Source organism: Mycobacterium palustre (assembly GCF_002101785.1).
GTDB classification, from domain to species: Bacteria; Actinomycetota; Actinomycetes; order Mycobacteriales; family Mycobacteriaceae; genus Mycobacterium; species Mycobacterium palustre.
In genome coordinates, this window is record NZ_LQPJ01000155.1 from 1 (window position 1) to 26,716 (window position 26,716).

Sequence of the window (26,716 nt, forward strand, 5' to 3'; positions counted from 1 at the left end):
GCCATGTTGCGCACCCGACAGCCCTACAACCCGGCCGGCAGCACCAACGCGGCTTGACAAACGCATTAGGGAGCCTCGTCAACGTAGCCGACCCCGACACCGGCTCCTGAGGGGGCGGACGCTCACAACGCCGCTCCGGCTGGTACCCGGTGCGGCGGCCGGGCAAACGTCGAGTCGCACGCCGCCGCGGGTGTCGTTGTCGGCGAACCAATCAGGGCAGGATGCGCAGGCCCCACCTGCCGAGCAGCGGGCTCACGAGGGCGAAGTAGGTCGTGTTGTCGTCCCCGTCGGGCGACGACATCAACAGCCCGACCGCGCTGACGGTTCCGTCGGGGTTTTTGACGAAGCCCGGGCTGCCGCTGTCGCCGCCCAGGCTGAAGACGCTGGCTTCGACGACGTCGCCCGCCACGTCTTTGACCGCACCGCACGTCTCGCCGGTGACCGCGCCGATCTTGCAGAACGGCATGCCAACCTGAATCTGTGTCGCGCTCAGCACATCTCGGACCGCGTACCGGCCGCCGAGGTCGCCGGAGGGCGCGCCGACGCTCGGGTCGAGGAGGATGATCGCCGCATCCCTCTTGTCGCCTTCGCGCTCGCTGGCGGTGATCCTGCCGAGCGGGACACTGTCCCCGTAGGTCCACTGCGATCCGTCGTGGCCGTCGCAGTGCCCGCTGGTCATCAGGTAGTAACCACCGTCGTTGTCCTGCGCTGCGAATCCGGCTGTGCACGTGCTTCTTTCGTCCTGGACCTTGATACCGGGCGTGACGCCCGGATTGGCCCGCACCGGGCACGCAACCGCCGTGGCGGCCATGACCGCCGCGCCAACCAGCCCCAACCCTCGCCGCCACGGCATGGTCACGCAGCCCCTCTCGTCTTGTGTAGGGCAGCATGGTAACAGCGCCCGGCGCGCGGTTCAGGCCGTCTCCCGACGGCGCTTGGCGGGCCCGGCAGGTTCCTCGGGGATGGCCGGCCTCCCATGGGGCGGCGGAGCCGAATGACGCGCTAGCGCAGTCGAATCCGGCCGGCCGGAGCCGGGGGTCACCCGCGCCCGACGTGACGGGCGAGGAAATCCAGAACGGCCGTGGCAAAGACGTCGTTGCGGTCGCCGGCAACCATGTGGCCCGCGCGCGTCGGCGAACTCGACCTGCGGGAAGCGCGCGAGGAATTCGTCGGCGCGCTCCTGGCTGACGAGGTCACTCATCTGGCCCCGGATCAACAGCATCGGCACGCCGCCGCGCAGGATCGCCTCGACGGCGGCGTGCATGCGATCGGGGTCGGTGACTTCGAACGGCGGGAAAGCCGCGGTCCCGCTGATGAACTGCGGATCCCAATGCCAATACCAGCGATCGCCGCGGCGGCGCAGGTTGGTCGTCAGGCCCTCCAGGTCGGTGGGGCGGGGCCGATGCGGGTTGTACTTTGCGATCGCGTCGGCGACCTCTTCCAGCGAACCGAACCCCGATTCCACCCGGTCGGACATGAAGGCATGGATCCGGTTGGCGCCGGACTGCTCCATGTTCGGGACGATGTCGACCAGGACGACGGCGCTGGCGATGCCCGGCGCCAGCTCCCCGGCGAGCAGCATCGAGGTGAATCCGCCCAGCGACGCGCCGACCAGCACCGGTCGGGGCGGCAGCGTGCGCAGCACTTCTTCGACGTCACGGGCGAAGCTGACGACCCGATAGTCGCCCTCGCTTGACCAGTCGGATTCTCCGTGGCCGCGCAGGTCGATCGTGACGGCCTGCCACCCGCGTTTTGCGACGGCCCCGGCGGCCTTGGCCCACGACCGGCGGGTCTGCCCGCCGCCGTGCAGGAACACCACCGCGCGGGCGTGGGGATCGCCCTGGCGATCGGCGACGATTCGTACGCCGCCGGTCCCCTCGGTCGAAAACGTCTCGGGTGCGGTCGTCATGAGGTGATCGTAAGACGACGCGACCCCGGCGCCCCTCAGCGAACCGATTGCCCCGGCCGGTTACTCACTGCGAAAGAGCCTGGTGATGCGGCGGACGATCCTGCCGAGGGGGCTTCCCTGGCGTTGGGTGTCCTTGATTTTGCCCAGGGTTTGCTTGCCCTTGGCCGCGTACTCGTTGACCGTTTCGTCGCCTTCTTCGGCGCGCATGTCCTCCTCCTCTCGGCCGTGCGGCTGGCGCTCCGGCGGTTCCTCCGGCGTCAGCCGTTCGGGCGTCTCCCCCGGGGATCCGGGCTCCGGCGCCCGCGTCTCGAACATCATCGATCTCCGATCGGCTCCGGGTTGCGTACCCGTCGCGGGCACGCGCGAAAACGGCAGGGTTCCGGCGGCTTGAGCCACAACGAAGTCGGCTGCCACACGGCCCGGGCGCCGGGGGGCGCTTACACTCCGGTGATGCATCCCGTGCGTACGCACCGGTCGATCAGGGCGCCGCTGGTGGCCGCGATCGCGATCCTGCTGACGATCGGGGTCCTCGCGATACCGGTCAAGCAACGGTGCGGGGCGCCAGGCTACTCGTGCGCGACGGCGGTGGATGCGCGCGGCAACGTCCACTACTACTACGAGGTTGAACCGATGGGCGTATATCTCGCCGAAATTTTCACGGGCTCCAATATTCGCCTTTGCTACACGTCGGGCGAGGACGTCGTGAGGGCGAGCTAGCGTCGAAGGCATTGGCGTGCAGCGCGATTGAGCCGGGTGGAGCCGGTTGGTACCGCGTTAGTCACGCGGGGCGCGCAGGGCGCGTCGAATACCGCTCCCGCGGAACGTCATTCGCGTGCCGGCGTGGCGAAGAGTCGACGTTCGATGGCGAAGAGGTCACAAGTTGGATTCGGGGTGGCTGACCAGCGCACGACCGCGCCCGGGAATCGGCCGCAAAATCGCTGGTGGGCGGCGGATCGAGGCGGGTGAAAGCCGGTGCCGCGCCGGGTGAGGCTGCTTACATCAATGGGCTTTATTGGAGGCTTGACAGCAAGCTACCGCATACTTGTCGTCATGCTGCAAGCGACATCACCGCAAACCGCTCGTGCGGCGATGGGTGATGCGCGGGCGATGGGCTGGGGTTTTTGATGGCACGCTCTGGCGGTGCGCATCACCGCCATCGGGCCGTTCGTCAACCGTCGCGCGTACGCAGGGTCTTGGCGCGCGGCTTCATGGCCGTCGTGTCCACGGCGGCCATCCTGATGACCGGCGCCGGCTACTACGTGGCCCACGGCGCGCTGGGCGGCATCACCGTTTCGGACGCGTTGTCGCCGGAGGATCCGCGGTCGAGCGGCGACAGCATGAACATCTTGCTCATCGGCCTGGACTCGCGCAAAGACCAGGACGGCAACGAACTGCCCTGGTCGATCCTGAAGCATCTGCACGCCGGCGATTCGGACGACGGTGGCTACAACACGAACACGCTGATACTCGTGCATATCGGCGCGGACCAGAAGGTGGTCGCGTTCTCGATCCCGCGCGACGACTGGGTGCCGTTCAACGGCGTCCCCGGCTACAACCACATCAAGATCAAGGAGGCGTACGGCCTCACCAAGCAATACGTCGCCAACAAGCTTGCCAATCAAGGGGTCGCGAACCAGAAGGAGCTCGAGACGCGGGGCCGCGAGGCCGGCAGGGCGGCGACCCTGCGCGCGGTGCGCAGCCTGACCGGCGTCCCGATCGACTACTTCGCCGAGATCAACCTGGCGGGGTTCTACGACCTGGCCCAGACCCTGGGCGGCGTCGAGGTGTGTTTGAACCACCCCGTCTACGACTCCTACTCCGGCGCCGACTTTCCCGCCGGGAGGCAGACGCTGGACGCCGCCCAGGCGCTGGCCTTCGTGCGGCAGCGCCACGGCCTGGAAAACGGTGACCTGGACCGCACACACCGCCAGCAGGCGTTCATTTCCTCGGTCATGCAACAACTGCAGGCATCGGGCACGTTCACCGACATCGACAAGCTCAAGGGCCTGATGGCGGTGGCGCGCAAGGACGTGGTGCTGTCGTCGGGTTGGGACGAGGAGCTGATCCAGCGGCTGGGCGCCTTGGCCTCCAGCGGCAACATCGAGTTCCGCACGCTGCCCGTGGTGCGCTACGACAACATCGACGGCCAGGACGTCAACATCATCGACCCCGCCGCGATCAAGGCCGAGGTCGCCGCGGCCATCGGGGCGCCGCCACCGTCGACCACGCCGGCCACCACGGCCGCCAAGCCCAGCCCCTCAACCGTCGTCGACGTGATCAATTCCGGCAGCATGCCCGGGATGGCCGGCGAGGTGTCGCGGGCCCTGAAAAAGCACGGCTACACCGCCGGTCAGGTGCGGGACCGCAATTCGGGTGAGCCGACGACGACCACGATCGCCTACGGCGCCGGCGCGGAGACCGACGCGGTCAACGTGGCCACCCTGCTCGGCCTCGACGCCCCCAAGCAGCCCGACCCCACCCTGGCGCCCGGCCACATCCGGGTGACGTTGGACACCAACTTTTCGATGCCGGCGCCCGACGACAGCACGACGGACGAAACCACGACCACCACCACGACGTCCACCAAGGCCAAGACGTATTACTACAACGGCACCACGACGACGTATCCGACGCCGGATCAGGGGAAGCCGATCGACGGCGGCGGCGTGCCCTGCGTCAACTAGGCGTCGGTTCCGCCGTCAAGCTAGGCGTGGGTGCCGCCGTCGATGCGGATCTCGGTGCCGGTGATGAAGGCGCCGTCCTCCGACACCAGCATGGCGATCACCCCGGCGACCACCGACGGGTCGGCCATCCCGGTGCCGCTGGACTCAACCGTGGTGGGCAGCACCGGCATCAGGCGCGAAAACAGTGACCAGTCGGCGTCTTTCGGAATGTAGCCGCCCGTGGCGTCGGTGATCCCCGACTTGATGCTGCCCGGCGCCACGCACACCGCGCGCAGGCCGTCGCGCGCGTACTCGACCGCCAAGGAATGGGTGAAGGCCTGGATTCCGCCCTTGCTCGCCGCGTAGGCCGCCATATAGGGGTGGGCAAACGACGCCGACGTCGAGCTGAAGTTCACGATTGAGCTGCGCCGGTTCGCCAGCAGCGCCGGCAGCGCCTCCCGCACCACCAGGAAGGTCCCGGTCAGGTTGACCCCGACGATCTGATTCCACAGCTCGAGGCTGGTCTCGTGGGTGTGGGCGGCGCGCAACATCCCGGCGGCGTTGACCAGCGAATCCAGCCCGCCCAGCGTCTGTGCGGCCCGGCGCACGCCGTCGATCACAGAGTCCTCGTTGCCGACGTCCATCGGCACGGTGGTGAGGCGCTCGGCGGCCGTGGCCTTCTCGGCGCGCGCCCGGGTGGCCTCGAGGCCCTCGACGGAGATGTCGGAGGCCACGACGGTGGCGCCCTCATCCAGCAGCCGCAGCGCCGTGGCCTGGCCGATGCCGGAACCGGCGCCAGTCACCAGGCAACGATTGCCTTCGAGTCGCTTCATTGTGCTTGCTCCCGTCGCTAGGCGTGCCCATCATCGTAGGGAGCGGCCCGCGCAAGGCAGGCTGGATGCATGGACATCGGATTCATCGGCCTGGGAAAGATGGGCCGCGGCATGGCCGCAAACCTGATCGAGGCGGGTCACCGCGTCACCGTCTACAACCGCTCCCCCGGCAAGGCCGAGGCCCTCGTGTCGCGGGGCGCGACCGAGGCGGCCACGATCGCCGAGGCGAGCCGCGGCGAGGTCGTGTTCACGATGCTGGCCGACGACGGCGCCGTCGAGGCGGTGACGTTCGGGGACCCCGAGCGCGGGGACGGCATCATCGCGTCGCTGGCGCCGGGCGCCACGCACGTGTCGTCGAGCACGATCAGCGTCGCCCTGTCGGAGCGCCTCGCGGTCGCCCACGCCGCAGCCGGGCAGCGGTACGCCGCGGCGCCGGTGTTCGGCAGGCCCGAAGCCGCCTCGGCGGCAAAGCTTTTCGTCGTCGCGGCGGGTTTGCCGGACGTGCTGCGGCCGCTGTCGTCGTTGTTCGACGCGATCGGGCAGCGGACCTTCGTCGTCTCGGAGCAGCCCCATGCCGCCAACCTGGTGAAGGTGAGCGGCAATTTCTTGTTGGCATCGGCCATCGAAAGCCTCAGCGAGGCAGCCGCTTTGGTCTCCAAGGGCGGCGTCGACAAGCAGCAGTACATCGACATCCTGACCTCGACGCTGTTCACCGCGCCGGCCTATCAGACCTACGGCGGGCTGATCGCGCGCAAGGAATTCGAGCCGGCCGGCATGGCGGCGTCCCTGGGGCTCAAGGATGTCCGGCTGGTGTTGTCCGCCGCCGAGCAGCTGCAGGTGCCCTTGCCCGTGGCCAGCGTGCTGCGCGACCGCTTGCTCACGCTGGTGGCCACCGGCGGCGGGCAGTTGGACTGGTCGGCGCTGGGCATGCTCGCCGACCGCGACGCCGGCTTGGCCTCAGACGACCCCGCGTAGCCCGTCGGCGCCGAACGCGGGTTCCAGCATCGCCGAGAAGTCGGGGCCGCGTCGCAGGATGTGGCCACCGTCGACGTTGATGCACTGCCCGGTGATCCAGCTGGCCGCGTCGGACAGCAGAAAAATCGCCAGGTTGGCGACGTCCTCGACCTCACCGACCCGCGGCAGCGGGGTGCACATCCGGTAGTCCGCGCTCAACTCCGGCGAGTCGGTAACGGGCGCAACGAGATCCGTGCGGATCAGGCCCGGGCGAATGCTGTTGACCCGCACCCACGAGGGGCCGAGCTCGTCGGCGGCCAGCTGCATCATGTGGTCGACCGCGGACTTGGTGACGCCGTACGCGCCGAACCAGCGGTGGGTGTTGCTGGCCGCGATCGAGGAGATGCCGACGAACGAGCCACCGCCGCCGCGGACCAGCTCGCGCGCGGAGTGCTTGAGCACGTACATGGTGCCGTTGACGTTGAGGTCGACGGTGCGCCGCCAGGCCTCCGAGTCGATCTGGGTGATCGGGCCGATGGTCTGCGACCCGCCCGCGCAGTGCACCACGCCGTGCAGCCGGCCGTGCCACGCCGTCGCGGCGTCCACGGCGCGGGCGGCCTCGTCCTCGTTGGTGATGTCGGCGGGCTCGTAGCGGATGGCGCCGTGGGCCTTGAGCGCCTCGATGTCCTCGACGGCGGCAGCGAGCCGGTCGGGGGTGCGGCCGATGATCATGACCGAGGCGCCGGACGCGACCAGCCCGGCGGCGACGCCCTTGCCGATACCGCTGCCGCCGCCCGTGACCAGGTATGTCCGGTTGTCGAACGAAAGGTGCACGCCGCGTCCCTCCACGCCAGAACTGAAACGGGTTCTAGCATAGGCGAGCTGTCACATGCGCCACATCGGCCTCGCGGTGGACGTGGGAGTGTGCGCTGACGGCGCCGAGTGTGCGCTCAGGGTTGAGAGATCGAGATCGCGCCCCGGATGCACGATGAAAGCCCACGTTTCACACTCGAGGGCGTGACCGGGCGCTAGGGGGTGTCGCGGCGGGCGATCTGCGTGGGCTTGGCGTCGCGCCAGTCCTCGACGTCGGGCGGCAGGCCGACCGCGTACCGGTTCTCGTTGTGGGCCGCCCAGTGCGCATGCCCCAGCTCGTGGATGTGGAACGCGTGGCGCAGCGCCTCGGTGAACCCCATCGCGTCGGAGGCGGCGTTGACCGAGTCCTTGACGAGCAGCGCCGCCATCGTGGGCCGGTCGGCGATGCGCCGCGCGAATTCCAGCGTCTTGTCGGCCAGTTCGTCGACCGGGAACACCTTGGACACCATGCCCAGCCGGTACGCCTCGTCGGCGTCGAGCGCATCCCCGGTCAGCAGCAACTCCTTGGCCTTGCGGGGGCCGAATTCCCAAGGGTGGGCGTAGTATTCGACGCCAGGCATCCCCAGGCGCACCGCGACCACGTCGCTGAACTTCGCGTTGTCGGCGGCCACGATCAGGTCGCACGCCCAGATCAGCATCAAGCCGGCGGAGATCGCGTTGCCCTGCACCTGGGCGATGGTGATCTTGCGCAGGTCCCGCCAGCGGCACGTGTTCTGGAAGAAGTAGTGCCACTCCTGCAGGTAGATCTTCTCCGCGATCGGATCGCGGGTGCCGCCGTTGATGCGGAAGCTCGGAAGCTGGCTGCGCTCGGCGATCGCCAACTCCGAGCCCAGGTCGTGGCCCGCGGAGAAATTGCGGCCGCGCGCCGCCAGGATCACCACGCGCACGGTGTCGTCGGCCTCGGCCCGCAAAAACGCCTCGTCAAGCTGGATCAGCAAACCGCGGCTCTGCGCGTTGTGGGCCTCGGGCCGGTTGAGCCAGATCCGCGCGATGCGGCCGTCGTCGAGGGTTTCATAGGTCACCAGCTCCTCGGCGCCGGCGTCGCTGCTGGCCGCGCCCGCTTGTTCGGAGAGTGTCATTTGCGACCGCCTAACCTTGTCGTCAGATCCGCCTCGTTTACACATTAAGGCCTATCTGTAAGCGGGGCCGCGCCGGGTATCGCGGAGACGTCTGCGCGCGAATAGCGGCGTCACCTACAGTTGTGCTATGCCTACCAAATCTGATCCGGGCGAAATCGGCGACGTGGAGCCCCTGGCCGACAGCACGGCGAGCCAGGCCAGGCGGGTCGTCGCCGCGTACGCCAACGACGCCGACGAGTGCCGCGTCTTCTTGTCGATGCTCGGTATCGGACCAGCCAAGCTCGACACCTAAATGGCTTCCAGGGGAGGCCGGTCGTCGACGAAGGCGTCAAAGTCCACAAACTTCGGGAATTCCGACTTCGTGGTGGTGGCCAACCGGCTGCCCGTGGACCTCGAGCGGCTCCCCGACGGCGGCACGGCGTGGAAGCGCAGTCCGGGGGGATTGGTCACGGCGCTGGAGCCGCTGCTGCGCCGCCGGCAGGGGGCGTGGGTCGGATGGCCTGGAGTGGCCGACGACGACGACGAGCTTGACTACCAGCCCGTTTTGCAGGACGACCTGCACCTGCACCCGCTGCGGCTGACCACCGACGACGTCGCCGAGTACTACGAGGGGTTCTCCAACGCCACGCTGTGGCCCCTGTACCACGACGTCATCGTCAAGCCGATCTACCACCGCGAATGGTGGGAGCGCTACGTCGAGGTGAACCGCCGCTTCGCGGAGGCCACGTCGCGCGCCGCCGCCCGCGGCGCCACCGTGTGGGTGCAGGACTACCAGCTGCAGCTGGTGCCGGCGATGCTGCGCGAACTGCGGCCCGACCTGATCATCGGCTTCTTCCTGCACATCCCGTTTCCGCCCGTCGAGCTGTTCATGCAGCTGCCGTGGCGCACCGAGATCGTCGAGGGGCTGCTGGGCGCGGATTTGGTGGGCTTTCATTTGCCCGGCGGCGCCCAGAACTTCCTGTTTTTGTCCCGGCAGCTGATCGGCGTCAACACCTCCCGCGGATCGGTCGGGGTGCGGTCGCGGTTCGGTGAGGTCGAGCTTGCGGCGCGCACCGTTCGGGTCGGCGCGTTTCCCATCTCGATCGACTCCGCCGCGCTCGATCATGCGGCCCGCGACCGCGACATCAGGCGCCGCGCCCGCGAGATTCGCGCCGAGCTGGGCAACCCCCGCAAGGTCCTGCTGGGCGTCGACCGGCTGGACTACACCAAGGGCATCGACGTGCGGCTCAAGGCGTTCTCGGAGTTGCTCGCCGAGGGCCGCGCCAAGCGTGACGACACCGTCCTGATTCAGCTGGCCACGCCGAGCCGCGAACGTGTGGAGAGCTACCAGATCCTGCGCAACGACATCGAACGCGAGGTCGGCCACATCAACGGCGAATACGCGGAGGTCGGCCATCCGGTGGTGCACTACCTGCACCGCCCCGTGCCCCGCGACGAGCTGGTGGCCTTCTTCGTGGCCAGCGACGTCATGCTGGTGACCCCGCTGCGCGACGGGATGAACCTGGTGGCCAAGGAGTACGTCGCCTGCCGCAGCGACCTGGGCGGCGCGCTCGTCTTGAGCGAATTCACCGGCGCCGCAGCCGAACTCAGGCAGGCATACCTGGTCAACCCGCACGACACCGACGGCGTCAAAGACGCGATCGAGGCGGCGCTCAACCAGCCCGCCGAGGAGGGACGCCGACGCATGCGAGCGCTGCGCCGCCAGGTGCTCGCCCACGACGTGGACCGCTGGGCTCGGTCCTTCCTCGACGCGCTCGCCGAGTCGCACCCCCACGACGAAAGCTAGCCGCCTTCGGCCCATGGTGTCGGCGCCGAAACGCTGTGATACTCATTGCAGCAGGGAAGGGAGGCCACCGTGGACGTCCGTCGCGCCATAGCCGCCGGGGCCGGCATCTTCTCGGCCTCTGCCGTCGGAGTCGCGCTGGTGTCGCAGGCCCCGGCGCACGCGATCGGGCCCCCGGCGGACGGCACGTACACGCTGAACGAGGCCGGCGTGTCGGGGGTGACCTGGACGATCAACGCGCTGTGCGATCAGCCGTCCGGCACCCGCAACATGAACGACTACAACGACCCGATCGTGTTCGCGATGAATTGCGCTCTGAACGTGGTGAGCTCGACCCCCGAGAAGATCTCGCTCAAGGACCAGCAGCAGAACTTCACCGGGCGGGCCCGCATGTCGAGCATGCTGTGGACGTTGTCGGTCGACAAGTCCAACGGCGTCGTCTGCCCGGACGGCACCACCGCCCCGTCCAGCGACACCTACGCGTTCAGCGACGAGACGATGACGGGCACCCACACCTCGGTGCACGGCGCGGTCTGCGGCATGCAGCCGTCGATGAGCAAGCAGCCGTTCTCGCTGCAGCAGAGCGGGCCGCCGCCCAGCCCCGTCCAGCGTTATCCGTTGTACTGCAACGCGATTGCGATGTGCTACTGAGCCCTAAATCGGGGTGATGTAGGAGATCAGCCACTGCTTGCCGATCTTTTTGAAGTCCACCCGCAGCCGGCTGCCGTCGTAGATCGGCTGGCGCGACTTGTCGGTCACCGTGCGGTTCATGTAGACCATCACCGACGCCGAATTCCGCTTGGCCGACATCACGCCCACGCCAACGACATTGGCCTGCACGACCACCTCGCGCTTCTTGGCCTCGGGGATGATCTGCGTGTTGGCGCTCTTCTGGAATTCCCGGCGATAGTCCGGGTGTCAGCAGCGGGTACGCGGCCGTGAGGCTGCGCTCGACGGTCTGGTAGTCGTAGGCGAAGACCTCGGGTATCTCCTTGGCGGCCAGCCCCGGCAACGCCGCCCGCGCCGCCGCCTCGCCGCGGGTCTGCACCCGGTCCCAGTAAACCCAGCCCGCGGCGGCGGACAACCCGACGACCGCGGCGACGAGGAGGGAGCCCGTGACGACGAGGAGCCAGCGCCGCCACCTCACCTAGTTGCCCCCGTCCGGATACTTCAGGTCGTAGCCGGTCATCTTGCCCTGCTCATCCTCGTGCACGATGACGCGCAGCCGATACGGCATCGACGGCTTGTTGACCCCGTCGATGTCGGCGACCGTGACCCGCACCGACACCAGCACCGACGCGTTGTCGGTCACCGAGTCGATGCCCTCCAACGCGGCGCCGTTAACGACGGCCTCCGAGGTGGCATTGGTGGAGCGGAACAGGCCCTTGAGGTTCTCGATGTTGTTGTTGGCGCCCAGCATTCCGCGCAGCGGGCCGCTGGTGCCTTCGTAGAACCGGTTCACGCTCTCGTCGATGTTGTCCTGCTTGTAGCTGAACATGTTGACCACCGTCTGCGTGGCGGTGTCGACGAAGCGTTGGTCGCGGGCCTGCTGCGCCTCGGCGTGCCGCTGCTGGACGACGAGCGCGACCAGGCAGCCGGCCAGCGCGCCGACCGCGAGCACGGCGGCGGTGAAGGCGATCCATCCCACCAGGCGGCGGTGCGGCTGCCGTCGCCGCGGCGGCTTGACCGGCTTCAGGCCCGTGGTCGCCGCGGTCTTCTTAGCCGCCTTGGTTTTTGCCGGTGCCGCCGGCGCCTCGGCGGCATCGACCCGCACCGTCGGGGCCTCGCTCGACTCGGCCTTGGCCGGCCCCGCGGCGCGGTACGCCCGCCGACGAACGCGGCGCGTCGCCGTCTGTTGTTGCGTCGTCGTCTGTTCTTGCGGCACTGCCGATCCCATCACATAGGCCTTGGATCAAGCATCAGGTCAACCCAATTCTCGGCGCTGGATGCGCCGGTCGCGCCGGCCGCGAAGATACCAGTGCCGCCGGCCGGGTCGGCGAAGGCTCCGGTCGTTTGGTCATAGGTGGTGTAGGACGGGCCGGCGGCCTGCGGCTGCGGGCCCTGCGGCGGACCCCACGGCTTCTCCGGCCCCGGGCCCGCCGGCGGCGGATTGACGCCCTCCGGCGGCGGCGGTGGCGGCAGCCACTTCGGGTACGGAAGTATCGGCGGCACCGGCGGAACCCCCGGCGGCTGCCAGGAGGTGAACGGCGGCGGCGGCCCGTTGTCGTTGGGCGGCGCCGGGTCGTAGGCCGGCTGATGGGGCGCCGGCCCGGGGCCGGGCACCACTCCGGGTGGAGGCGGGCCCACGATGGGGGTGCCCGGGTCGGGGTCCGCGCCCGGCGGCACGTACGGGAACTTGTTGGGCGGCAAGGTGTTCAGCCCGTTGGTTACCGGCGTGTCGTAGGGCACGGGCGGCCCGCGCCAGGGGTTGCGCCCGAGGGGCACATAGCCCTTCGGGTCACGACACAGCTGGATGGTCGGGGCCCGCTTGCCGGGGAACTCCTGGCACGGGTAGTTGCGGGCGCCCCGCACGGTGCTGGGATCGTTCTGCGCGACCTTGCAGTACATGTCCTTGGGCAGCTCGCGCAGCGTCTCGTCGGCCGGCGTGCGCATCAGCGGCGGCGGCAAAAAGCCGACGGCGCACGGCGGCGGGTCGTTCAGGTCGAGCTTGAAGTCCAGCTTGGCGCCCTCGTCCTGCGGTGCGCCGCCGGCGGCGGTGGTGATGGCGGCGAACAGCGCCGGCAGGACCACCAGCAGCTGCTCGATCGACTTGTGGTAGATGACACCGACCCGGCCCAGATTGGCCAGGCTGGCGGCCAGCGCGGGAAACGACGGGCGAATACCGGAGAACGCCGTGTTGGCCTCATCGGCGGCGCCGGGCGCGCTGGCCAAGGTCTGGCGAAGCTGCGGGTCGGCGTGGCGCACCTCGGAAGTGAAGCGCGCCAGCCCGTCCGAGAGCGACTTGATGTCGGCGCCGGCGCGGATCTGGGCCTGCAGGAACGGTCCCGCCTGGTCGATCAACTGGGAGACCTGCGGATAGTTCACGTTGGCCTCGTCGACCAGCAAGCGGGCCGACTCGATCAGCCGGGCCAGCTCGGGACCCGAACCGTTGGCCGCGATGAACGTCTCGTGCAGCAGCTCGCGGAGCCGCGTGTCACCCAGGCTGTTGACCAGCGCCTCCGCCCGCTTCAGCAGTTCGGCGACGTCCTGGCCGATGCGGGTGTTCTGTCGTTCGATCCGAGACCCGTTGTGCAGCTTGGCCGGCGACGGATTGCCCGGCGGCACCAGGTCGATGTACTGCTCACCGACGGCCGACACGCTCTTGACGGTGGCGGTGACGTTCGACGGGATGACGGTGCCGCTGTTGAGCCGCATCTCGGCGGTGACGCCGTTGGGGTTCAGCCCCACCGACTCCACCCGGCCGACCGCGACCCCACGGTAGGTGACGTTGGCGTTCTTGTACAGCCCGCCACCCGCGACGAAATCGGCGCTGACGCCGTAGGTGCCCAGGCCGAACGTCGCGGGCAGCCGCAGGTAGAAGATGCCCATGATGGACAGCGTGAGGACGGTGATCACCGAGAAGATGACGAGCTGGATCCGAGTCAGTCTGTCGAGCATGCGCCGTCCCCTATCGCCCCTCAGCACCCGAGGCCGTGCCGGGCGGAATCTTGAACGGGTCGGCCGCCTGACCGGACAGGTTGGCCAGTTCGCCGGTCAAGAAGTCGGGCGGGTTGAGGATCTCGTTCATGTGGGCCATGTTGGGATCGAAATACGCTGTGGTGAAAAACGTTTCACCGATTCGGCGCAAGGTGAGGTCGAAGGTGGTGAACACGTTGAGGTAGTCACCGCGCACGGCCTGCTTGATGCCGAAGTTCGGGAAGGGGAACGTCAGCAGCAGCTGCAGCGAGGTGACGAAGTTCTTCCTGTTGTCGTTGAGCGCCTTGACGACCGAGTACAGGCCCTTGAGGTCCTCGGCGAAGTCCACCTTCGTCTTCGCCAGGACATTGGAGGTGACCATGGCCAGCCTCTTGAGCGCGGCGAAGGCGTCGACGATGTGGCCGCGGTTCTTGTTGAGGACGCGGATCGCCTCGGGCAGCGTGTCCAGCGCCCGGCCCAGGTTGTCCTTGTCGCGCGCCAGGGTCGCGGAGAACCGGTTCAGCCCGTCGATCGCGTCGATAATGTCGTTGACCTGTCGGTTGAGGCCGGCCGTCAGCTCCGCCAGCCGTGGGATCAACCCGACGAACTGGTCCTGCCGGCCGGCGACGGCCTGGTACGTCTCGTCGGTGATCTCTTCCAGCGCACCGAGGTTGCCCTTGTTGACGACGACGCCGAGGGCCGACAGCACCTCTTCGGTGGTGGGGTAGCGCCCGGTGCGGGACTCGGGAATCTTCGAGCCGTCGGTCAGCCGGCCGGTCGCCGGCTTGTCCTTCGGGCGCTCCAGGTCGACGTGCATCGAACCGAGCAACGACGTTTGGGCTACCTTTGCCGTCGCGTTGGCCGGCAGCACCACGTTCTTGTCAAGCGTGAGTTTGACTGCGGCGTAAAAGGATCCGTCGGCGCGCTGCTCGGCCGAGATCCCGGCCACGCTGCCGACGGTGACGTCGTCGACCATGACCGGGGAGTTCTGGGGCAGCGTGGCCACGTCGGGCATCTCGACGGTGATCGAGTAGGCGCCCCCGCCGTGCCCGGCGGTGCCGGGCATCGGCAGGGAGTTCAGCCCGCCGAATTGGCAGCCGGCCAGCACCGCGCTGCTCGCGGTTAACACGCCGCCGCGCAACCAGGTTCGCCTCATTGACCGCCCCCCTGCTCCGGCGGTGGCTCCGCCGGCGGGGGGAGGGGAGCCTGGCCCGGCGGCGGGCCCGGAAGGGGTCCGAACGCCGACCCAGGCGGGGGACCCGGCGCGGGACCGGGGCGCGCGCCGGGCGGCGTCGGCCCTGGAGGGGCGCCGGTCTGCGGTGCCGTCGGGACGAGCAGCGCCTGCAGGTCCGCCGGGTTCTCGGGCGCGGGAGGGTGGGCCCCCCGGGCCGGTACCCAGGTCAGCTGCGGGATGGGGGTCGCCGCCTTGGCCTGGGTTTCCGGAGTGTCGTAGATGATTTGGCCCTTGTAGGCGGTGATCGTGTTGAGCGGGTGGAACATCACCGGCGGGTAGTTCACCGCGAGCCGGCGAAGCACCGGGCCCAGCCGCTCGCGGCACAGCTCGGCGCGCTTGAAGTAGTCGGGAGCCCTTGGGCCACCGGCGGTCTCGAAGGTGCCGCCGCAGATGAACTGCACCGGGTTGGCGAACTCGGGTATCGACAGCAGGCCGCTCAGGGTGCCCTGCGCCGGGTCGTAGATGTTGTAGAAGTTGGCGATGCCCGGCCCGGCGACGTGCAGCACCTGCTCGATGTTGTCGCTCTGGTCGCTCAACGTCTGGGTGAGGTCGCTGAGCTTGTTGACGGTGTCGATCAGCGTCGAGTTGTTCTCGTGCAGGAATCCCCGGATGTCCGACAGCGCCTGGTTGAGCGTGCCCAGGGTGTTGTCGAGATGGCGGGAACTGTCGGCGAGGACCTGCGACACCGATGCGACGTTCCCGGCGAATTGCACGATCTGTTCGTTACTGGCCGACAGCGCGTTGACCAAGACCTGCAGGTTCTTCACCGTGCTGAAGATGTCGGTGCGCGAATCCCCCAGCCGCCCCGCGACCTGGGACAGCTCGCGCAGCGCGTTGTGGAACGACTGCCCGTTGCCGTCGAGCGTGTCGGCGGCCTGGTTGATCGCTGCGCCCAGCGGCCCCTGCATCGATCCCGTCGTGGGGCCCAACTGGACGGCCAGCTGGGTCAGCGCCTCCTTGACCTCGTCCCATTCCACCGGAACCGCGGTGCGGGACAGGTCGATGCTGCCGCCGTCGGGCAGCACGGCGCCGCCGGTGTAGGCGGGGGTGAGCTGAACGAACCGCGCCGCCACCAGGTTTGGCGAGATGATGACGGCCCGGGCGTCCTTGGGAATCTTCAGGTCCTTGGGCACCGACATGACGATCTTGACGTCGGAGGGCCGCGGCTGAATGGTCTCGACCTGGCCCACCGGCACGCCCAGCACGCGGACCTGGTCGCCGGGGTAGAGCCCGACGGCGGACGTGAAGTAGCCGGTGATGATGCGCTTGTTGGCCTGGTTGTTGGCCGCGTACACGCCCCCGATCAGCACCACGATCAGCGCGATGAGGAGGGTATAGCGCAGCGCCCTGCTGCCGGCGGTTCGCTCGATCACGGCGACTTCGGCCTGATTATCCAGCGTTCCTGGATCAGCCCGCGCAGGTAGTCGGCCAGGCTGGCCGGCAGCTTGCCGGGCTGGTAGAAGAAGTCGAACACCATCGCGATCATCGGCGCGGGCAACACGGAGAAGACGTTGACGTTGAATCCGGGTCCGGATCCGACGACTTCGCCCAACTCGGTTGCATAGGTGGGCAGCCGTTTGAGCGCCTCGGTGATGTAGTCGCGGCGTTCGTTGAGGGTGTCCAGCACCGAGTTGAGCTTGCCCAGCGCGGGGCCGAACTCCTTGCGGTTGTCGGCGACGAAGCCCGAAATCTGTTGCGCGAGTGGGCCGATGCCCGCGATCAGCTGACCGATCGCGGCGCGCCGCTCGTCGAGCGCGGCGAACAATTGGTTGCCGTCGTCGACGAGCTTGTTGACCTGCTCGGCGCGCTGCGACAACACCGCCGTCACCGACTTGGCGTGTGCCAGCAGGTTTTGCAGGGCCTCGTCACGCCGGTTCAGGGTGCGCGACAGCGACGTCACACCGTCCAGCGCCCGGCACAGCTCGGGCGTGGCGTCGCGCAGCGTGTCGGTGAGCACGTTCAGGGCCTGCTCGAATTGCGGCTTGTCGAGGTTGTTGGCGTTGTTGCCCAGGTCCTCGAGCGCGCCGGCCAGGGTGTAGGGCGTGGTGGTGCGGCTCAGCGGGATGGTGGTGGCCCTGCCGCTGCCGGCCGGGGTCACCGCGATGGAGCGCTCACCCAGGATGGTGTCGGTGCGGATCGCGGCCAGGGACTGGTCGCCGACGGCGACGTGCCGGTCCACGCTGAAGGTCACCTTGGCGCTGTCGCCGGCCAGGCCGACGGACTGCACCTTGCCGACCTTGAAACCCGATACGTAGACGGCGTTTCCGGGCGTGATGCCCCCGGCGTCGCTGAAGTAGGCGTCGTACGTCTTGCCCTGCGGCCAGAAGGGCAGCCCGGCGTAACCGAACGCGACGAGCACCACACAGATCACCAGCACCACGCCGAAGATGCCGGTGCGCAGCGGGTCGCGCTCCCGCCGTGTGTCACTTGACAAAAGAGCACCTCCCCTTGCTCGGGTCCACCGGGCCGCCGAACGGTATCAGGATGTCGCTGCCGGCCGGCCCGTTGATCTTGATCGTGACTGAGCAGAAGTAGATGTTGAAGAACGCGCCGTAGGCGCCCAGCGCCGACAGCCGCAGGTAGTCCTCGCCCAGCTGCTCGATGTCGTTGGCGACCTCGGCCTTGCGGTTGTCCAGCTCGGTGGCCAGCGGGCGGGTGTTCTCCAGAATGCCCTGCAGCGGCCGGCGCGAATTCTTCAGCAGCTCAGTCAGATCCGTCGTCGTCGACGCCAGCGGCGGGATGGCGCCGGCGATCACGTCCTTGTTGTTGGCCAGCCCGTTGATCAGTTGCTGCAGTTGGTCGACGCTGGCCGAGAACTGCGCGCTCTTCTGGTCGACGGTGCCCAGCACCGTGTTGAGGTTGGTGATCACGTCACCGATGAGCTGATCGCGCTGACCCAGCGCCGAGGAGAACGCGCTGGTGTCGGCCAGCACGTTCGACAACGCCCCACCCTGGCCCTGCAGCAGCTGGATGACCGCGTTGCTGATCGTGTTGACCTTGTCGGCGTCCAGGCCCTTGACAAGCGGCTTCAGCCCGCCCAGCAGCGCGTCGAGATCCAATGCGGGCTGGGTGTGTTCGGAGTTGATGGTGGCGCCCGGCGGCAGCTTACGCAGCTCCCCTGGGCCCGACGTGATCTCCAAAAACCGGTCGCCGACCAGGTTTTCGTAGCGGATCACCGCGCGCGTCGACGAATACAGCTGGTAGCGGCGATCGACCCCGAATTTCACGTCGACGGTGTTGTCCGGGTTGAGCTTGATGCCCGACACCTTGCCGACCGGCACGCCGGCGATGCGGACCTTCTGGCCGGCCTTGAGCCGCGAGGCGTTGGTAAACGTTGCGTGGTAAGTGTTTACGGCACCGAACCGGAAGTCGCCGAAAACCACCACCAAGGCCGCGGCCACCAGCAGCATGGCGACCGTGAAGACGCTGACCTTGATCACCATCGACCGGTGCGACGGCATTCCCGCGGCGGCCATCAGAAGTCGTCCCGTTCGGCGAACGCGCCGTGGAACAGGAACTGCAGCGTCGAGGGGGCGTCGAACTGCAGCTCGGTGAACGGCTCGTACGGAACGTTTGCGTTGTCGGTCACCAGGAACGGCGAGCGGAAGAACGACCCGCCCGTCTGCTTGGTCGGGATGTCCGGCAGCCCACGGCAATTGGGGCCGCCGGAGGCGTTGACGACCGGCAGCGACTCCGGATACGTGTACGACGGCGCGCCCAGCACGAAGCTCGACGACGTGAACAGGCCCGCCTTGCGGACACCGAGCAGGGGGGCGAATTCCTTGATGCCGCGGTCGACCCCGGCGAACAGGCAGCCGAACTCCGGCGAATAGTCGTGGGCCACCTTGATCGGGGCCCGCAGCCGGTTGATGGCGTCGATGAGGTTCTGCTCCGCCGGCTGCAGCGTCTCGTCGGCGTTGTTGGCCAGGCCGATGGTGGCCAGCAGCGTGTCGTTGAGGTTGCGCTGCTGGTCGGCGACGGTCTTGTTGATCGTGGGCAGGTTGTCGACGACGGTCGTCAGGTCCGGCGCGGCGTCCGCGTAGTTGTCGGTCACCACGCCGGCCTTGCGGAAGTCCTCCTGCAGGGCGGGCAGCTTCGGATTGGATTGCCGCGTCAACGTATTCAGGCCCGACAGCAGTGAACCGAAGTCGTCGCCGTGGCCGCGCAGGCCCTCGGCCAGCGCGCTCAGCGTCCCGTTCAGTTCCACCGGGTCGACCTTGTGCAGCAGGTCGATGAGCGACTGAAACAAGGTGTTGACTTCCAGCGACACCGCCGAGGCCGCCACGTGCGCGTCGGGGCGCAGCGACGTGCGCGAAGGAGCCTGCGGCGGAAGGAATTCCACCGACTTGGCTCCGAAAATGGTGTTTCCCCCGATGCGCACCGTCGCGTTGGAGGGGACGAAGTGCATCTGATCGCTGTTGATCGACAGCCTCAGCCGTGCCTGATCACCCGAGTAGCTGATGTCGTCGACCTTGCCGATCTGGATGCCGCGGTACTTGACCTTGGCGCCCTTGTCCATCACCAGCCCGGCGCGCGGCGCCGACACCGTGACGGTGTCGGTGGACGCGAAAGCCGCTGTGTACGAAAGGTAAGTCAGCACCGAGAAGGCCACGATCAAACCGGCCAGCAGCAGCGCCGCCAGCCGGACCGAGGTGCGTCGCGATCTCGTGCCTGCCATGTTTCGTCAGGGGCCCCTTACCCGGAGAGGTTGAAGTTACCGGACGCGCCGTACACCGCCAGCGAGATGAACAACGTGATGACGACCACCACGATCAGCGAGGTCCGCACGGCCTGGCCGACGGCGATGCCGACGCCGATCGGGCCGCCGCTGGCGTTGTAGCCGTAATAGGTATGGACGAGCATCACCGCGATCGACATCACGATGGCCTGCAGGAACGACCACAATAGGTCCGACGGTATGAGGAACGTGTTGAAGTAGTGGTCGTAGAGCCCCTTGGACTGCCCGTTGATATAGACCGTCGTGAAGCGGGCGGCGAAGAACGCGGCGAGCACCGACAGCGAGTACAGCGGGATGATCGCGACCAGGCCGGCGATCAGCCTGGTCGACACCAGGTAGGACACCGAGTGGACCGCCATGCACTCGACGGCGTCGATCTCCTCGGCCACCCGCATGGCGCCCAGCTGGGCGGTGGCGCCGGCGCCGATGGTGGCGGCCAGCGCGATGCCCGCGATCACCGGGGCCACGACGCGCACGTTCAAGAACGCCGACAGGAACCCGGTGAGCGCCTCGATGCCGATGTTGCCCAGCGAGGAGTAGCCCTGCACGGCGATGACGCCCCCGGATGCCAGCGTGAGAAACGCCGCGACCCCGACCGTGCCGCCGATCATGACGAGCGCCCCCGCGCCCATTGTCATCTCGGCGATGTTGCGAATCGTCTCTTTGCGGTAGCGGGTGATCGCGTTGGGGATGTAGCGCAGGGTTTCGCCGTAGAACAGCGCCTGCTCGCCGAAGTCGTCGACCGGGCCCTGCATCCGCGACGCGAGGTTGCGTAGCCGGTACGTGAGGTCGTAGCTCATCGGGCGCTCACTTGGCCGTGACCTTCACGCCGATGGCGGTCATCACCACGTTGATGACGAACAGGCAGATGAACGCGTAGACCACGGTTTCGTTGACGGCATTGCCGACGCCCTTGGGCCCGCCCTTGACCGTCAGACCGCGGTAGCAGCCGACCAGCCCGGCCATGACGCCGAACAACAGCGCCTTGACCTCGGCGAGGACCAGCTCCCGCAGCCCGGTGAGCACGGTAAGGCCGTTGATGAAGGCACCGGGATTGACGCCCTGCAAAAAGACCGAGAACACGTAGCCCCCGGACAGGCCGATGGCGCACACCAAGCCGTTGAGCAGCAGCGCCACCACGGTGGACGCCAAGACGCGGGGCACGACCAGCCGTTGGATCGGGTCGATGCCCAGCACGCGCATCGCGTCGATCTCTTCGCGGATGGTGCGGGCGCCCAGGTCCGCGCAGATGGCGGTGGCGCCGGCACCCGCGACCACCAGCACGGTGACCACCGGGCCAAGCTGGGTGATGGTGCCGAACGCGGTGCCGGCGCCGGATAGGTCGGCCGCGCCGATCTCCCGCAACAGGATGTTCAGCGTGAACGCCACCAGCACCGTGAACGGGATGGAGACCAGCAGCGTCGGGACCAGCGAGACGCGCGCGATCATCCAGGTCTGTTCGAGGAACTCACCGAACTGAAACGGCCGTCGAAAACTCGCACGGCCGGTGTCCATCATCATTTCGAAGAAACCGCCGACGGCACGGGCGGGAACCGCCAGTTGTTCTCTCAACGGGGCACCCCCCTCAGCTGCTCGCGGCGAAGTCTGTCTGTCGCCTTTGCGTCGTCTTCGGTCGCATGCGGCTCGCTGTGAGCCGGATCATATTAACTCAGAGAAACTTCACCGTGTCAATGAACAGGATTGCGCTGTCAGAACCGTTAATTTGTCCTGGTCAGAACGGGTCTTTCGTTATCAATCTGACACGTGTTCTACTTGGCTATTCCCCCCCAGAAAGTCGCCTTAAATCGCTATTCCCCCATCAGGCCAACCGCGGAAAAGTTTCGTTCCGGATCTCGTCCAGCAAAGTATTCCCGAAGCGCGCCGCCGAGTTCGGCGGGGTCCCATGCCGGGCCGTCCGCCCGGAATCTGTGCTCGGCGGTCGGCGCGGCCACCAGCGTCACCTGGGGACCGTAAACGATGAAAACCTGACCGTTGACTTCGGCGGCGGCCGGCGACGACAGAAACTTGACCAGGCTCACCACGTGCTCCGGCGACAGCGGGTCGATGCCGCCTTCTGCCATCTCCGGCGCCGCACCGAAGACCTCGGCCGTCATCGCGGTGCGCGCCCGCGGGCAGATCGCGTTCGCGCAGACGCCGTAGCGGCCCAGGGCCCTCGAGGCCGACAGGGTGAGGGCGATGATGCCCGCCTTCGCCGCGCCGTAGTTGGCCTGCCCGACCGGGCCGACGAGGCCGGCCTCCGAGGAGGTGTTGACCAGGCGCCCGAAGATCTTGCCGCCGTCGGACTCCTTGGCCTTGGCGCGCCAGTAGGTGGCGGCGTTGCGGGTGAGCAGGAAATGCCCGCGCAGGTGCACGGCGATGACCTGGTCCCACTCCTCGTCGGACATGTTGAACAGCATGCGGTCGCGGGTGATCCCGGCGTTGTTGACGACGATGTCCAGGCCGCCGAGCCCGTCGGCGGTGGCGACCAGCTCGTCGGCGGTGGCCCGCTGGCTGATGTCGCCGGCGACGGCGACCGCCTTGGATCCCGAGGCGCTGATCTCGTCGATGACGTCGGCGGCGTCCAGCGCCGGGGCGATGTCGTTGACCACGACGGTGGCCCCGAGCCGGGCCAGCCCGAGCGCCTCGGCGCGGCCCAGGCCCGCGGCCGCGCCGGTGACCACCGCGACCTTTCCGGACAGATCGGTCGCGTTTGTGCTGCTAGTCAATTTATGAATACCTCTAGTTTCAGTTAGTCGCTGCGCGTTAGCGCGGCGCGCGGGCACTCCGCGATCGCCTGTTCGACCAGCTGCTCCCGGTCGGAGGGAATCGGATCGATCTTCACGACGGCGTAGTCCTCGTCGTCCAGTTCGAAGATGTCCGGCGCGATTCCCAAGCACACCGCGTTACCCTCGCACCGGTCACGATCCACGATCACTCGCACGGCATCCTCCTCGAGCCTCGCCATCACCCTGAGCACGCGCCCTTTTGGTTTGTAGCTACACCATAGGGCCCCCGCACGTCGGGGGGAACGGTCGCTGGATTCCAAGACTAGAACGTGTTACAACCGGGGAGAAGAACGGGTTGCCGTTGCCGCGGTCGGGCTTGCGACGTGGCTTGTGTCGAGACAGAAGGACGGCTTGCAATGCGCATCAGTTACACCCCTGAACAGGAGGAGCTGCGACGCGAGCTGCGGTCGTACTTCAGCACGCTCATGACGCCGGAGCGCCGCGAGGCGCTGAACTCGGTCGGCGGCGAGATCGGCGTCGGCAACGTGTACCGCGAGACCGTCGCGCAGATGGGCAAGGACGGGTGGCTGACCCTGAACTGGCCCAAGGAATACGGCGGCCAGGACCGCTCCCCCATGGATTCGCTGATCTTCACCGACGAGGCGGCCATCGCCGGCGCGCCGGTGCCGTTTTTGACGATCAACAGCGTGGCGCCGACGATCATGGCCTACGGCACCGACGAGCAAAAGAAGTTCTTTCTGCCCAAGATCGCGGCCGGCGACCTGCACTTCTCGATCGGCTACTCCGAGCCCGGCGCCGGCACCGACCTGGCCAACCTGCGCACCACCGCCGTCCGCGACGGCGACGACTACGTGATCAACGGCCAGAAGATGTGGACCAGCCTGATCCAGTACGCCGACTACGTCTGGCTGGCGGTCCGCACCAACAGCGAGGCCAAGAAGCACCGCGGCATCTCGGTGCTGATCGTGCCGACGACCGCCGAGGGCTTCTCCTGGACACCGGTGCACACCATGGCCGGCCCCGACACCAGCGCCACCTATTACTCCGATGTACGCGTCCCGGTGAGCAACCGGGTCGGCGAGGAGAACGGCGGCTGGAAGCTGGTGACCAACCAGCTCAACCACGAGCGGGTCGCCCTGGTCTCGCCTGCGCCGATCTTCGTGTGCCTGCGCGAAGTTCGGGAGTGGGCGCAAAACACCAAGGATCCCAGCGGGGCCCGGCTCATCGACTCCGAGTGGGTGCAGCTCAACCTGGCCCGCGTGCACGCCAAGGCCGAAGTGCTCAAGCTGATCAACTGGGAGCTGGCCTCGGCGCACAGCGACTCCCTGGGGCCGGCCGACGCGTCGGCGGCCAAGGTGTTCGGCACCGAGTTGGCCACCGAGGCCTACCGCCTGTTGATGGAGGTGCTGGGCACGGCGGCGACGGTGCGCCAAGACTCCCCCGGCGCGCTGCTGCGCGGCCGCGTCGAGCGGATGCACCGCGCCTGCCTGATCCTGACCTTCGGGGGCGGCACCAACGAGGTGCAGCGCGACATCATCGGGATGGTGGCGCTGGGCCTACCCCGCGCCAACCGCTGAAGCTTTTGCGATTAAGGAACTTTCATGGACTTCACGACAACCGAAGCGGCCCAAGACCTCGGCGGGTTGGTCGACACCATCGTCGACGCGGTGTGCACGCCCGAACACCAGCGCGAGTTGGATGCGCTCGAGCAGCGGTTCGACCGCCAGCTGTGGGACAAGCTCATCGAGGCCGACATCTTGACCAGCGCGGCGCCGTCGGCCCTGGGCGGCGACGGCTTCGGCGTCCTCGAGCAGGTGGCGATCCTGGTGGCGCTGGGCCACCAGCTGGCCGCGGTGCCGTACCTGGAGTCGGTGATGCTGGGCGCCGGGGCGCTGGCGAGGTTCGGCTCGGAGCAACTGCAGCTGGAGTGGGGCGCGCCGGCGGTGCGGGGCGAAAAGATCCTCACCGTCGCCCTCGACGGTGAAATGGGCGAGGGGCCGGTGCAGGCGGTCGGCGGTGAACAGGGCTACCGGCTGACCGGCACCCCCACCCAGGTGGGGTTCGGGCCGGTGGCCGACGCCTTTCTAATCCCGGCCGAAACCGATTCCGGCACGGCCGTTTTCGTGGTGGCCGCTTCCGACCCCGGCGTCTCGGTGGGCGCGATGCAGACCACGGGGCTGGGCAGCGTCGGACACCTGACGCTGGACGGCGTCGCGGTGGATGCGGGGCGCCGGGTCGGCGACGGCACGGACGGCATCGTGGCCGTGTGGCTCGAGACGCTTTCGACCCTCGGGCGCAGCGCCTTCCAGCTCGGGGTCCTCGAGCGGGGCCTGCAGCTGACCGCCCAATACGCGCGCGAGCGCGAGCAGTTCGACCGTCCGATCGGCAGCTTCCAGGCGGTGGCGCAGCGGCTGGCCGACGGCTACATCGACGTCAAGGCGCTGCGGCTCACGCTGACCCAGGCGGCCTGGCGGGTGTCGGAGGACATCCCCGCCGAGATCGACGTGGCCAGCGCGGCGTTCTGGGCCGCCGACGCCGGGCACCGGGTGGCGCACACCGTCGTGCACGTGCACGGCGGCGTCGGCGTCGACACCGATCACCCGGTGCACCGGTACTTCCTGGCCGCCAAGGAGATCGAGTTCGCGCTGCGCGGGGCCACCGGGCAGCTGCGCCGGATCGGCCGCGAGCTGGCGGAAACCCCGGCCTAGTCTCGCGGGCCCTTGAACGCGCCATTCAACCTGCCGCCCGATCCGACGGTCACCAAGCTGCTGGCGCCACTGGCCGAGATCGACGACCGGGGCGTCCATTTCGAAGGCTCGTTCACCAGTTGGCGCGATCACATCCGCCACGGCGCGGCCATCGCGGCGGCCCTGCGCTCGCGCCTGGACCCCTCGAAGCCCCCGCACGTCGGGGTGCTGCTGGAAAACACCCCCTTCTTCTCGGCGATGCTGGTGGCGGCGGGGATGTCCGGGATCGTCCCGGTCGGGCTCAACCCGGTGCGCCGCGGCGACGCGCTGGCCCGCGACATCGCCCACGCCGACTGCCAAGTCGTGCTTGCCGACACGAATTCGGCTGCGTCGCTTGGCGATATCCCGCACGTCAACGTCGACGACGCCTCGTGGGGCTCGGAGGTGGCCGCACACCGCGGCGCCCCGCCGTCGTTCCGGGCGGCGTCGGCTTCCGATTTGTTCATGCTGATCTTCACCTCGGGCACCAGCGGTGAGCCGAAGGCGGTGAAGTGCAGCCACGGCAAGGTCGCGATCGCCGGCCTGACCATGACGCAGCGATTCGACCTCGGCCCCTCCGACGTCTGTTACGTGTCGATGCCGCTGTTTCACTCCAACGCCGTGCTGGTCGGCTGGGCGGTGGCCGCGGCGTGCCGGGGTTCGATGGTGTTGCGGCGCAAGTTCTCCGCAACGGGCTTTCTGGTCGACGTGCGCCGCTACGGCGCCACCTACGCCAACTATGTGGGCAAGCCGTTGTCGTATGTGCTCGCCACGCCCGAGCGGCCCGACGACGCCGACAACCCGCTGCGCGCGGTGTACGGCAACGAGGGCGTCCCCGACGACATCGAGCGCTTTGGCCGCAGGTTCGGCTGCGTGGTCCAGGACGGATTCGGCTCTACCGAGGGCGGGATCGCGATCGCCCGCACCCCGGACACGCCGCCGGGCGCGTTGGGCCCGCTGCCCGAGGGGGTCGAGATCGTCGACCCCGACAGCGGCGAGCCGTGCCCGGTGGGGGTGGTCGGCGAGCTGGTGAACACCGCCGGCCCGGGCCGCTTCGAGGGGTACTACAACGACCCCGCCGCCGAGGCGGAGCGGATGGCCGGCGGCGTGTACCACAGCGGCGACCTGGCCTACCGCGACGCGGATGGCTACGCGTATTTCGCCGGACGCCTGGGCGATTGGATGCGGGTCGACGGCGAGAACCTGGGCGCCGCCCCGATCGAGCGGGTCCTGCTGCGCTATCCCGACGCCGCCGAGGTGGCGGTGTACGCGGTGCCCGACCCGGTCGTCGGCGACCAGGTGATGGCCGCGCTGGTGCTGGCGCCCGGCGCGGAGTTCGACGCCGAAAAGTTCCGCGCCTTCCTGGCCGAGCAGCCCGACCTGGGGCCCAAGCAGTGGCCGTCGTACGTGCGGGTCAGCGCCGAGCTGCCGCGGACGGTGACGTTCAAGGTCCTCAAGCGCCAGTTGTCGGCGCAGGGTGTGGACTGCGAAGATCCGGTGTGGCCAATTCGCCGGTAGCTGCGAGCTTCGAGGAGCTGGCG

General features: G+C 68.3%; 25 protein-coding genes and 2 pseudogenes. 9 read left to right on the plus strand and 18 right to left on the minus strand.

Features of this window, described 5'->3' with window-relative positions:
- Positions 1-211 precede the first annotated feature (211 nt).
- The 3 genes and pseudogenes from AWC19_RS27825 to AWC19_RS27835 form a co-directional block, all read right to left on the minus strand.
- Complete coding sequence (locus AWC19_RS27825) at positions 212-859, minus strand: S1 family peptidase (RefSeq protein WP_085081290.1); 648 nt, start codon at positions 857-859, stop codon at positions 212-214.
- Positions 860-1,038: 179 nt separating this feature from the next.
- Positions 1,039-1,909: pseudogene (locus tag AWC19_RS27830) on the minus strand (alpha/beta fold hydrolase).
- Positions 1,910-1,969: 60 nt separating this feature from the next.
- Positions 1,970-2,227, minus strand: a complete 258-nt coding sequence (locus AWC19_RS27835) for a hypothetical protein (RefSeq protein WP_142281454.1) — start codon at positions 2,225-2,227, stop codon at positions 1,970-1,972.
- Positions 2,228-2,359: 132 nt separating this feature from the next.
- On the opposite strand from AWC19_RS27835, the gene AWC19_RS27840 reads away from it, so the two are divergent.
- Entirely contained in the window at positions 2,360-2,626 is a 267-nt protein-coding gene (locus tag AWC19_RS27840) for a hypothetical protein (protein ID WP_085081292.1), read from the plus strand.
- A 407-nt stretch (positions 2,627-3,033) separates the two neighbouring features.
- Positions 3,034-4,593 carry an LCP family protein gene (locus AWC19_RS27845; protein ID WP_085081293.1) on the plus strand — a complete coding sequence of 520 codons (1,560 nt, stop codon included), beginning with the start codon at positions 3,034-3,036 and terminating at the stop codon, positions 4,591-4,593.
- A gap of 20 nt (positions 4,594-4,613) precedes the next feature.
- On the opposite strand, the gene AWC19_RS27850 is transcribed toward AWC19_RS27845, so the two are convergent.
- A complete protein-coding gene (locus tag AWC19_RS27850; RefSeq protein WP_085081294.1) occupies positions 4,614-5,405 on the minus strand; it encodes an SDR family NAD(P)-dependent oxidoreductase in 792 nt (263 codons plus the stop codon).
- A gap of 69 nt (positions 5,406-5,474) precedes the next feature.
- Here AWC19_RS27850 and AWC19_RS27855 point away from each other — a divergent pair, with 69 nt between their 5' ends.
- Positions 5,475-6,380 (plus strand): NAD(P)-dependent oxidoreductase, encoded by a 906-nt coding sequence (locus tag AWC19_RS27855; protein WP_085081295.1) that lies wholly within the window; start codon positions 5,475-5,477, stop codon positions 6,378-6,380.
- Here AWC19_RS27855 and AWC19_RS27860 read toward each other — a convergent pair.
- Complete coding sequence (locus tag AWC19_RS27860) at positions 6,363-7,193, minus strand: SDR family oxidoreductase (protein ID WP_085081331.1); 831 nt, start codon at positions 7,191-7,193, stop codon at positions 6,363-6,365. The genes AWC19_RS27855 and AWC19_RS27860 overlap by 18 nt on opposite strands.
- A 194-nt stretch (positions 7,194-7,387) precedes the next feature.
- A complete protein-coding gene (locus AWC19_RS27865) occupies positions 7,388-8,311 on the minus strand; it encodes an enoyl-CoA hydratase (RefSeq protein WP_085081296.1) in 924 nt (307 codons plus the stop codon).
- Between the two features lie 127 nt (positions 8,312-8,438).
- Here AWC19_RS27865 and AWC19_RS29490 point away from each other — a divergent pair, with 127 nt between their 5' ends.
- The 3 genes from AWC19_RS29490 (at position 8,439) to AWC19_RS27875 (ending at position 10,745) form a co-directional block, all read left to right on the plus strand.
- Entirely contained in the window at positions 8,439-8,603 is a 165-nt protein-coding gene (locus AWC19_RS29490) for a hypothetical protein (RefSeq protein ID WP_139830586.1), read from the plus strand.
- Entirely contained in the window at positions 8,604-10,097 is a 1,494-nt protein-coding gene (locus AWC19_RS27870) for an alpha,alpha-trehalose-phosphate synthase (UDP-forming) (RefSeq protein ID WP_085081297.1), read from the plus strand. It begins immediately after the preceding gene.
- Between the two features lie 69 nt (positions 10,098-10,166).
- The gene (locus tag AWC19_RS27875) at positions 10,167-10,745 is read left to right on the plus strand and encodes a hypothetical protein (protein ID WP_085081298.1); all 579 of its coding nucleotides are present in this window, start codon (positions 10,167-10,169) and stop codon (positions 10,743-10,745) included.
- 3 nt (positions 10,746-10,748) lie between these two features.
- On the opposite strand, the pseudogene AWC19_RS27880 reads toward AWC19_RS27875, so the two are convergent.
- The 12 genes and pseudogenes from AWC19_RS27880 to AWC19_RS27935 all read right to left on the minus strand — a co-directional run bounded on the left by AWC19_RS27880 (position 10,749) and on the right by AWC19_RS27935 (position 22,643).
- Positions 10,749-11,241, minus strand: a pseudogene (locus AWC19_RS27880) (mammalian cell entry protein).
- On the minus strand, positions 11,242-11,991 hold the full coding sequence (locus AWC19_RS27885; protein WP_085081299.1) for a mammalian cell entry protein: 750 nt from the start codon (positions 11,989-11,991) through the stop codon (positions 11,242-11,244).
- A complete protein-coding gene (locus AWC19_RS27890; protein WP_085081300.1) occupies positions 11,991-13,712 on the minus strand; it encodes a virulence factor Mce family protein in 1,722 nt (573 codons plus the stop codon). The genes AWC19_RS27885 and AWC19_RS27890 overlap by 1 nt, the downstream gene beginning before the upstream one ends.
- Before the next feature lie 10 nt (positions 13,713-13,722).
- A complete protein-coding gene (locus AWC19_RS27895; RefSeq protein ID WP_085081301.1) occupies positions 13,723-14,886 on the minus strand; it encodes a virulence factor Mce family protein in 1,164 nt (387 codons plus the stop codon).
- Positions 14,883-16,337 (minus strand): virulence factor Mce family protein, encoded by a 1,455-nt coding sequence (locus AWC19_RS27900; RefSeq protein ID WP_085081302.1) that lies wholly within the window; start codon positions 16,335-16,337, stop codon positions 14,883-14,885. The genes AWC19_RS27895 and AWC19_RS27900 overlap by 4 nt, the downstream gene beginning before the upstream one ends.
- Complete coding sequence (locus AWC19_RS27905) at positions 16,334-17,398, minus strand: virulence factor Mce family protein (RefSeq protein ID WP_085081303.1); 1,065 nt, start codon at positions 17,396-17,398, stop codon at positions 16,334-16,336. The genes AWC19_RS27900 and AWC19_RS27905 overlap by 4 nt, the downstream gene beginning before the upstream one ends.
- Complete coding sequence (locus AWC19_RS27910) at positions 17,388-18,440, minus strand: MCE family protein (RefSeq protein WP_085081304.1); 1,053 nt, start codon at positions 18,438-18,440, stop codon at positions 17,388-17,390. Before AWC19_RS27910 ends, AWC19_RS27905 begins: the two co-directional genes overlap by 11 nt.
- On the minus strand, positions 18,440-19,642 hold the full coding sequence (locus tag AWC19_RS27915) for an MCE family protein (protein ID WP_085081305.1): 1,203 nt from the start codon (positions 19,640-19,642) through the stop codon (positions 18,440-18,442). Before AWC19_RS27915 ends, AWC19_RS27910 begins: the two co-directional genes overlap by 1 nt.
- Positions 19,643-19,659: 17 nt before the next feature.
- Complete coding sequence (locus AWC19_RS27920; protein ID WP_085081306.1) at positions 19,660-20,502, minus strand: MlaE family ABC transporter permease; 843 nt, start codon at positions 20,500-20,502, stop codon at positions 19,660-19,662.
- A 7-nt stretch (positions 20,503-20,509) separates the two neighbouring features.
- A complete protein-coding gene (locus tag AWC19_RS27925; RefSeq protein WP_085081307.1) occupies positions 20,510-21,274 on the minus strand; it encodes an MlaE family ABC transporter permease in 765 nt (254 codons plus the stop codon).
- 236 nt (positions 21,275-21,510) lie between these two features.
- Positions 21,511-22,428 carry a 3-oxoacyl-ACP reductase gene (locus AWC19_RS27930; RefSeq protein ID WP_085081308.1) on the minus strand — a complete coding sequence of 306 codons (918 nt, stop codon included), beginning with the start codon at positions 22,426-22,428 and terminating at the stop codon, positions 21,511-21,513.
- A 23-nt stretch (positions 22,429-22,451) separates the two neighbouring features.
- Positions 22,452-22,643 (minus strand): ferredoxin, encoded by a 192-nt coding sequence (locus tag AWC19_RS27935; protein WP_085081332.1) that lies wholly within the window; start codon positions 22,641-22,643, stop codon positions 22,452-22,454.
- Positions 22,644-22,844: 201 nt separating this feature from the next.
- On the opposite strand from AWC19_RS27935, the gene AWC19_RS27940 reads away from it, so the two are divergent.
- Genes AWC19_RS27940 through fadD17 form a run of 3 tightly spaced genes read left to right on the plus strand, consistent with a single transcriptional unit; the run spans position 22,845 to position 26,693 of the window.
- Positions 22,845-24,026: an acyl-CoA dehydrogenase gene (locus AWC19_RS27940; RefSeq protein WP_085081309.1), complete on the plus strand. Its 1,182-nt coding sequence runs from the start codon at positions 22,845-22,847 to the stop codon at positions 24,024-24,026.
- Positions 24,027-24,050: 24 nt separating this feature from the next.
- A complete protein-coding gene (locus AWC19_RS27945) occupies positions 24,051-25,157 on the plus strand; it encodes an acyl-CoA dehydrogenase family protein (protein ID WP_085081310.1) in 1,107 nt (368 codons plus the stop codon).
- A 30-nt stretch (positions 25,158-25,187) separates the two neighbouring features.
- Complete coding sequence (gene fadD17 / locus AWC19_RS27950) at positions 25,188-26,693, plus strand: long-chain-fatty-acid--CoA ligase FadD17 (RefSeq protein ID WP_085081333.1); 1,506 nt, start codon at positions 25,188-25,190, stop codon at positions 26,691-26,693.
- Positions 26,694-26,716 lie beyond the last annotated feature (23 nt).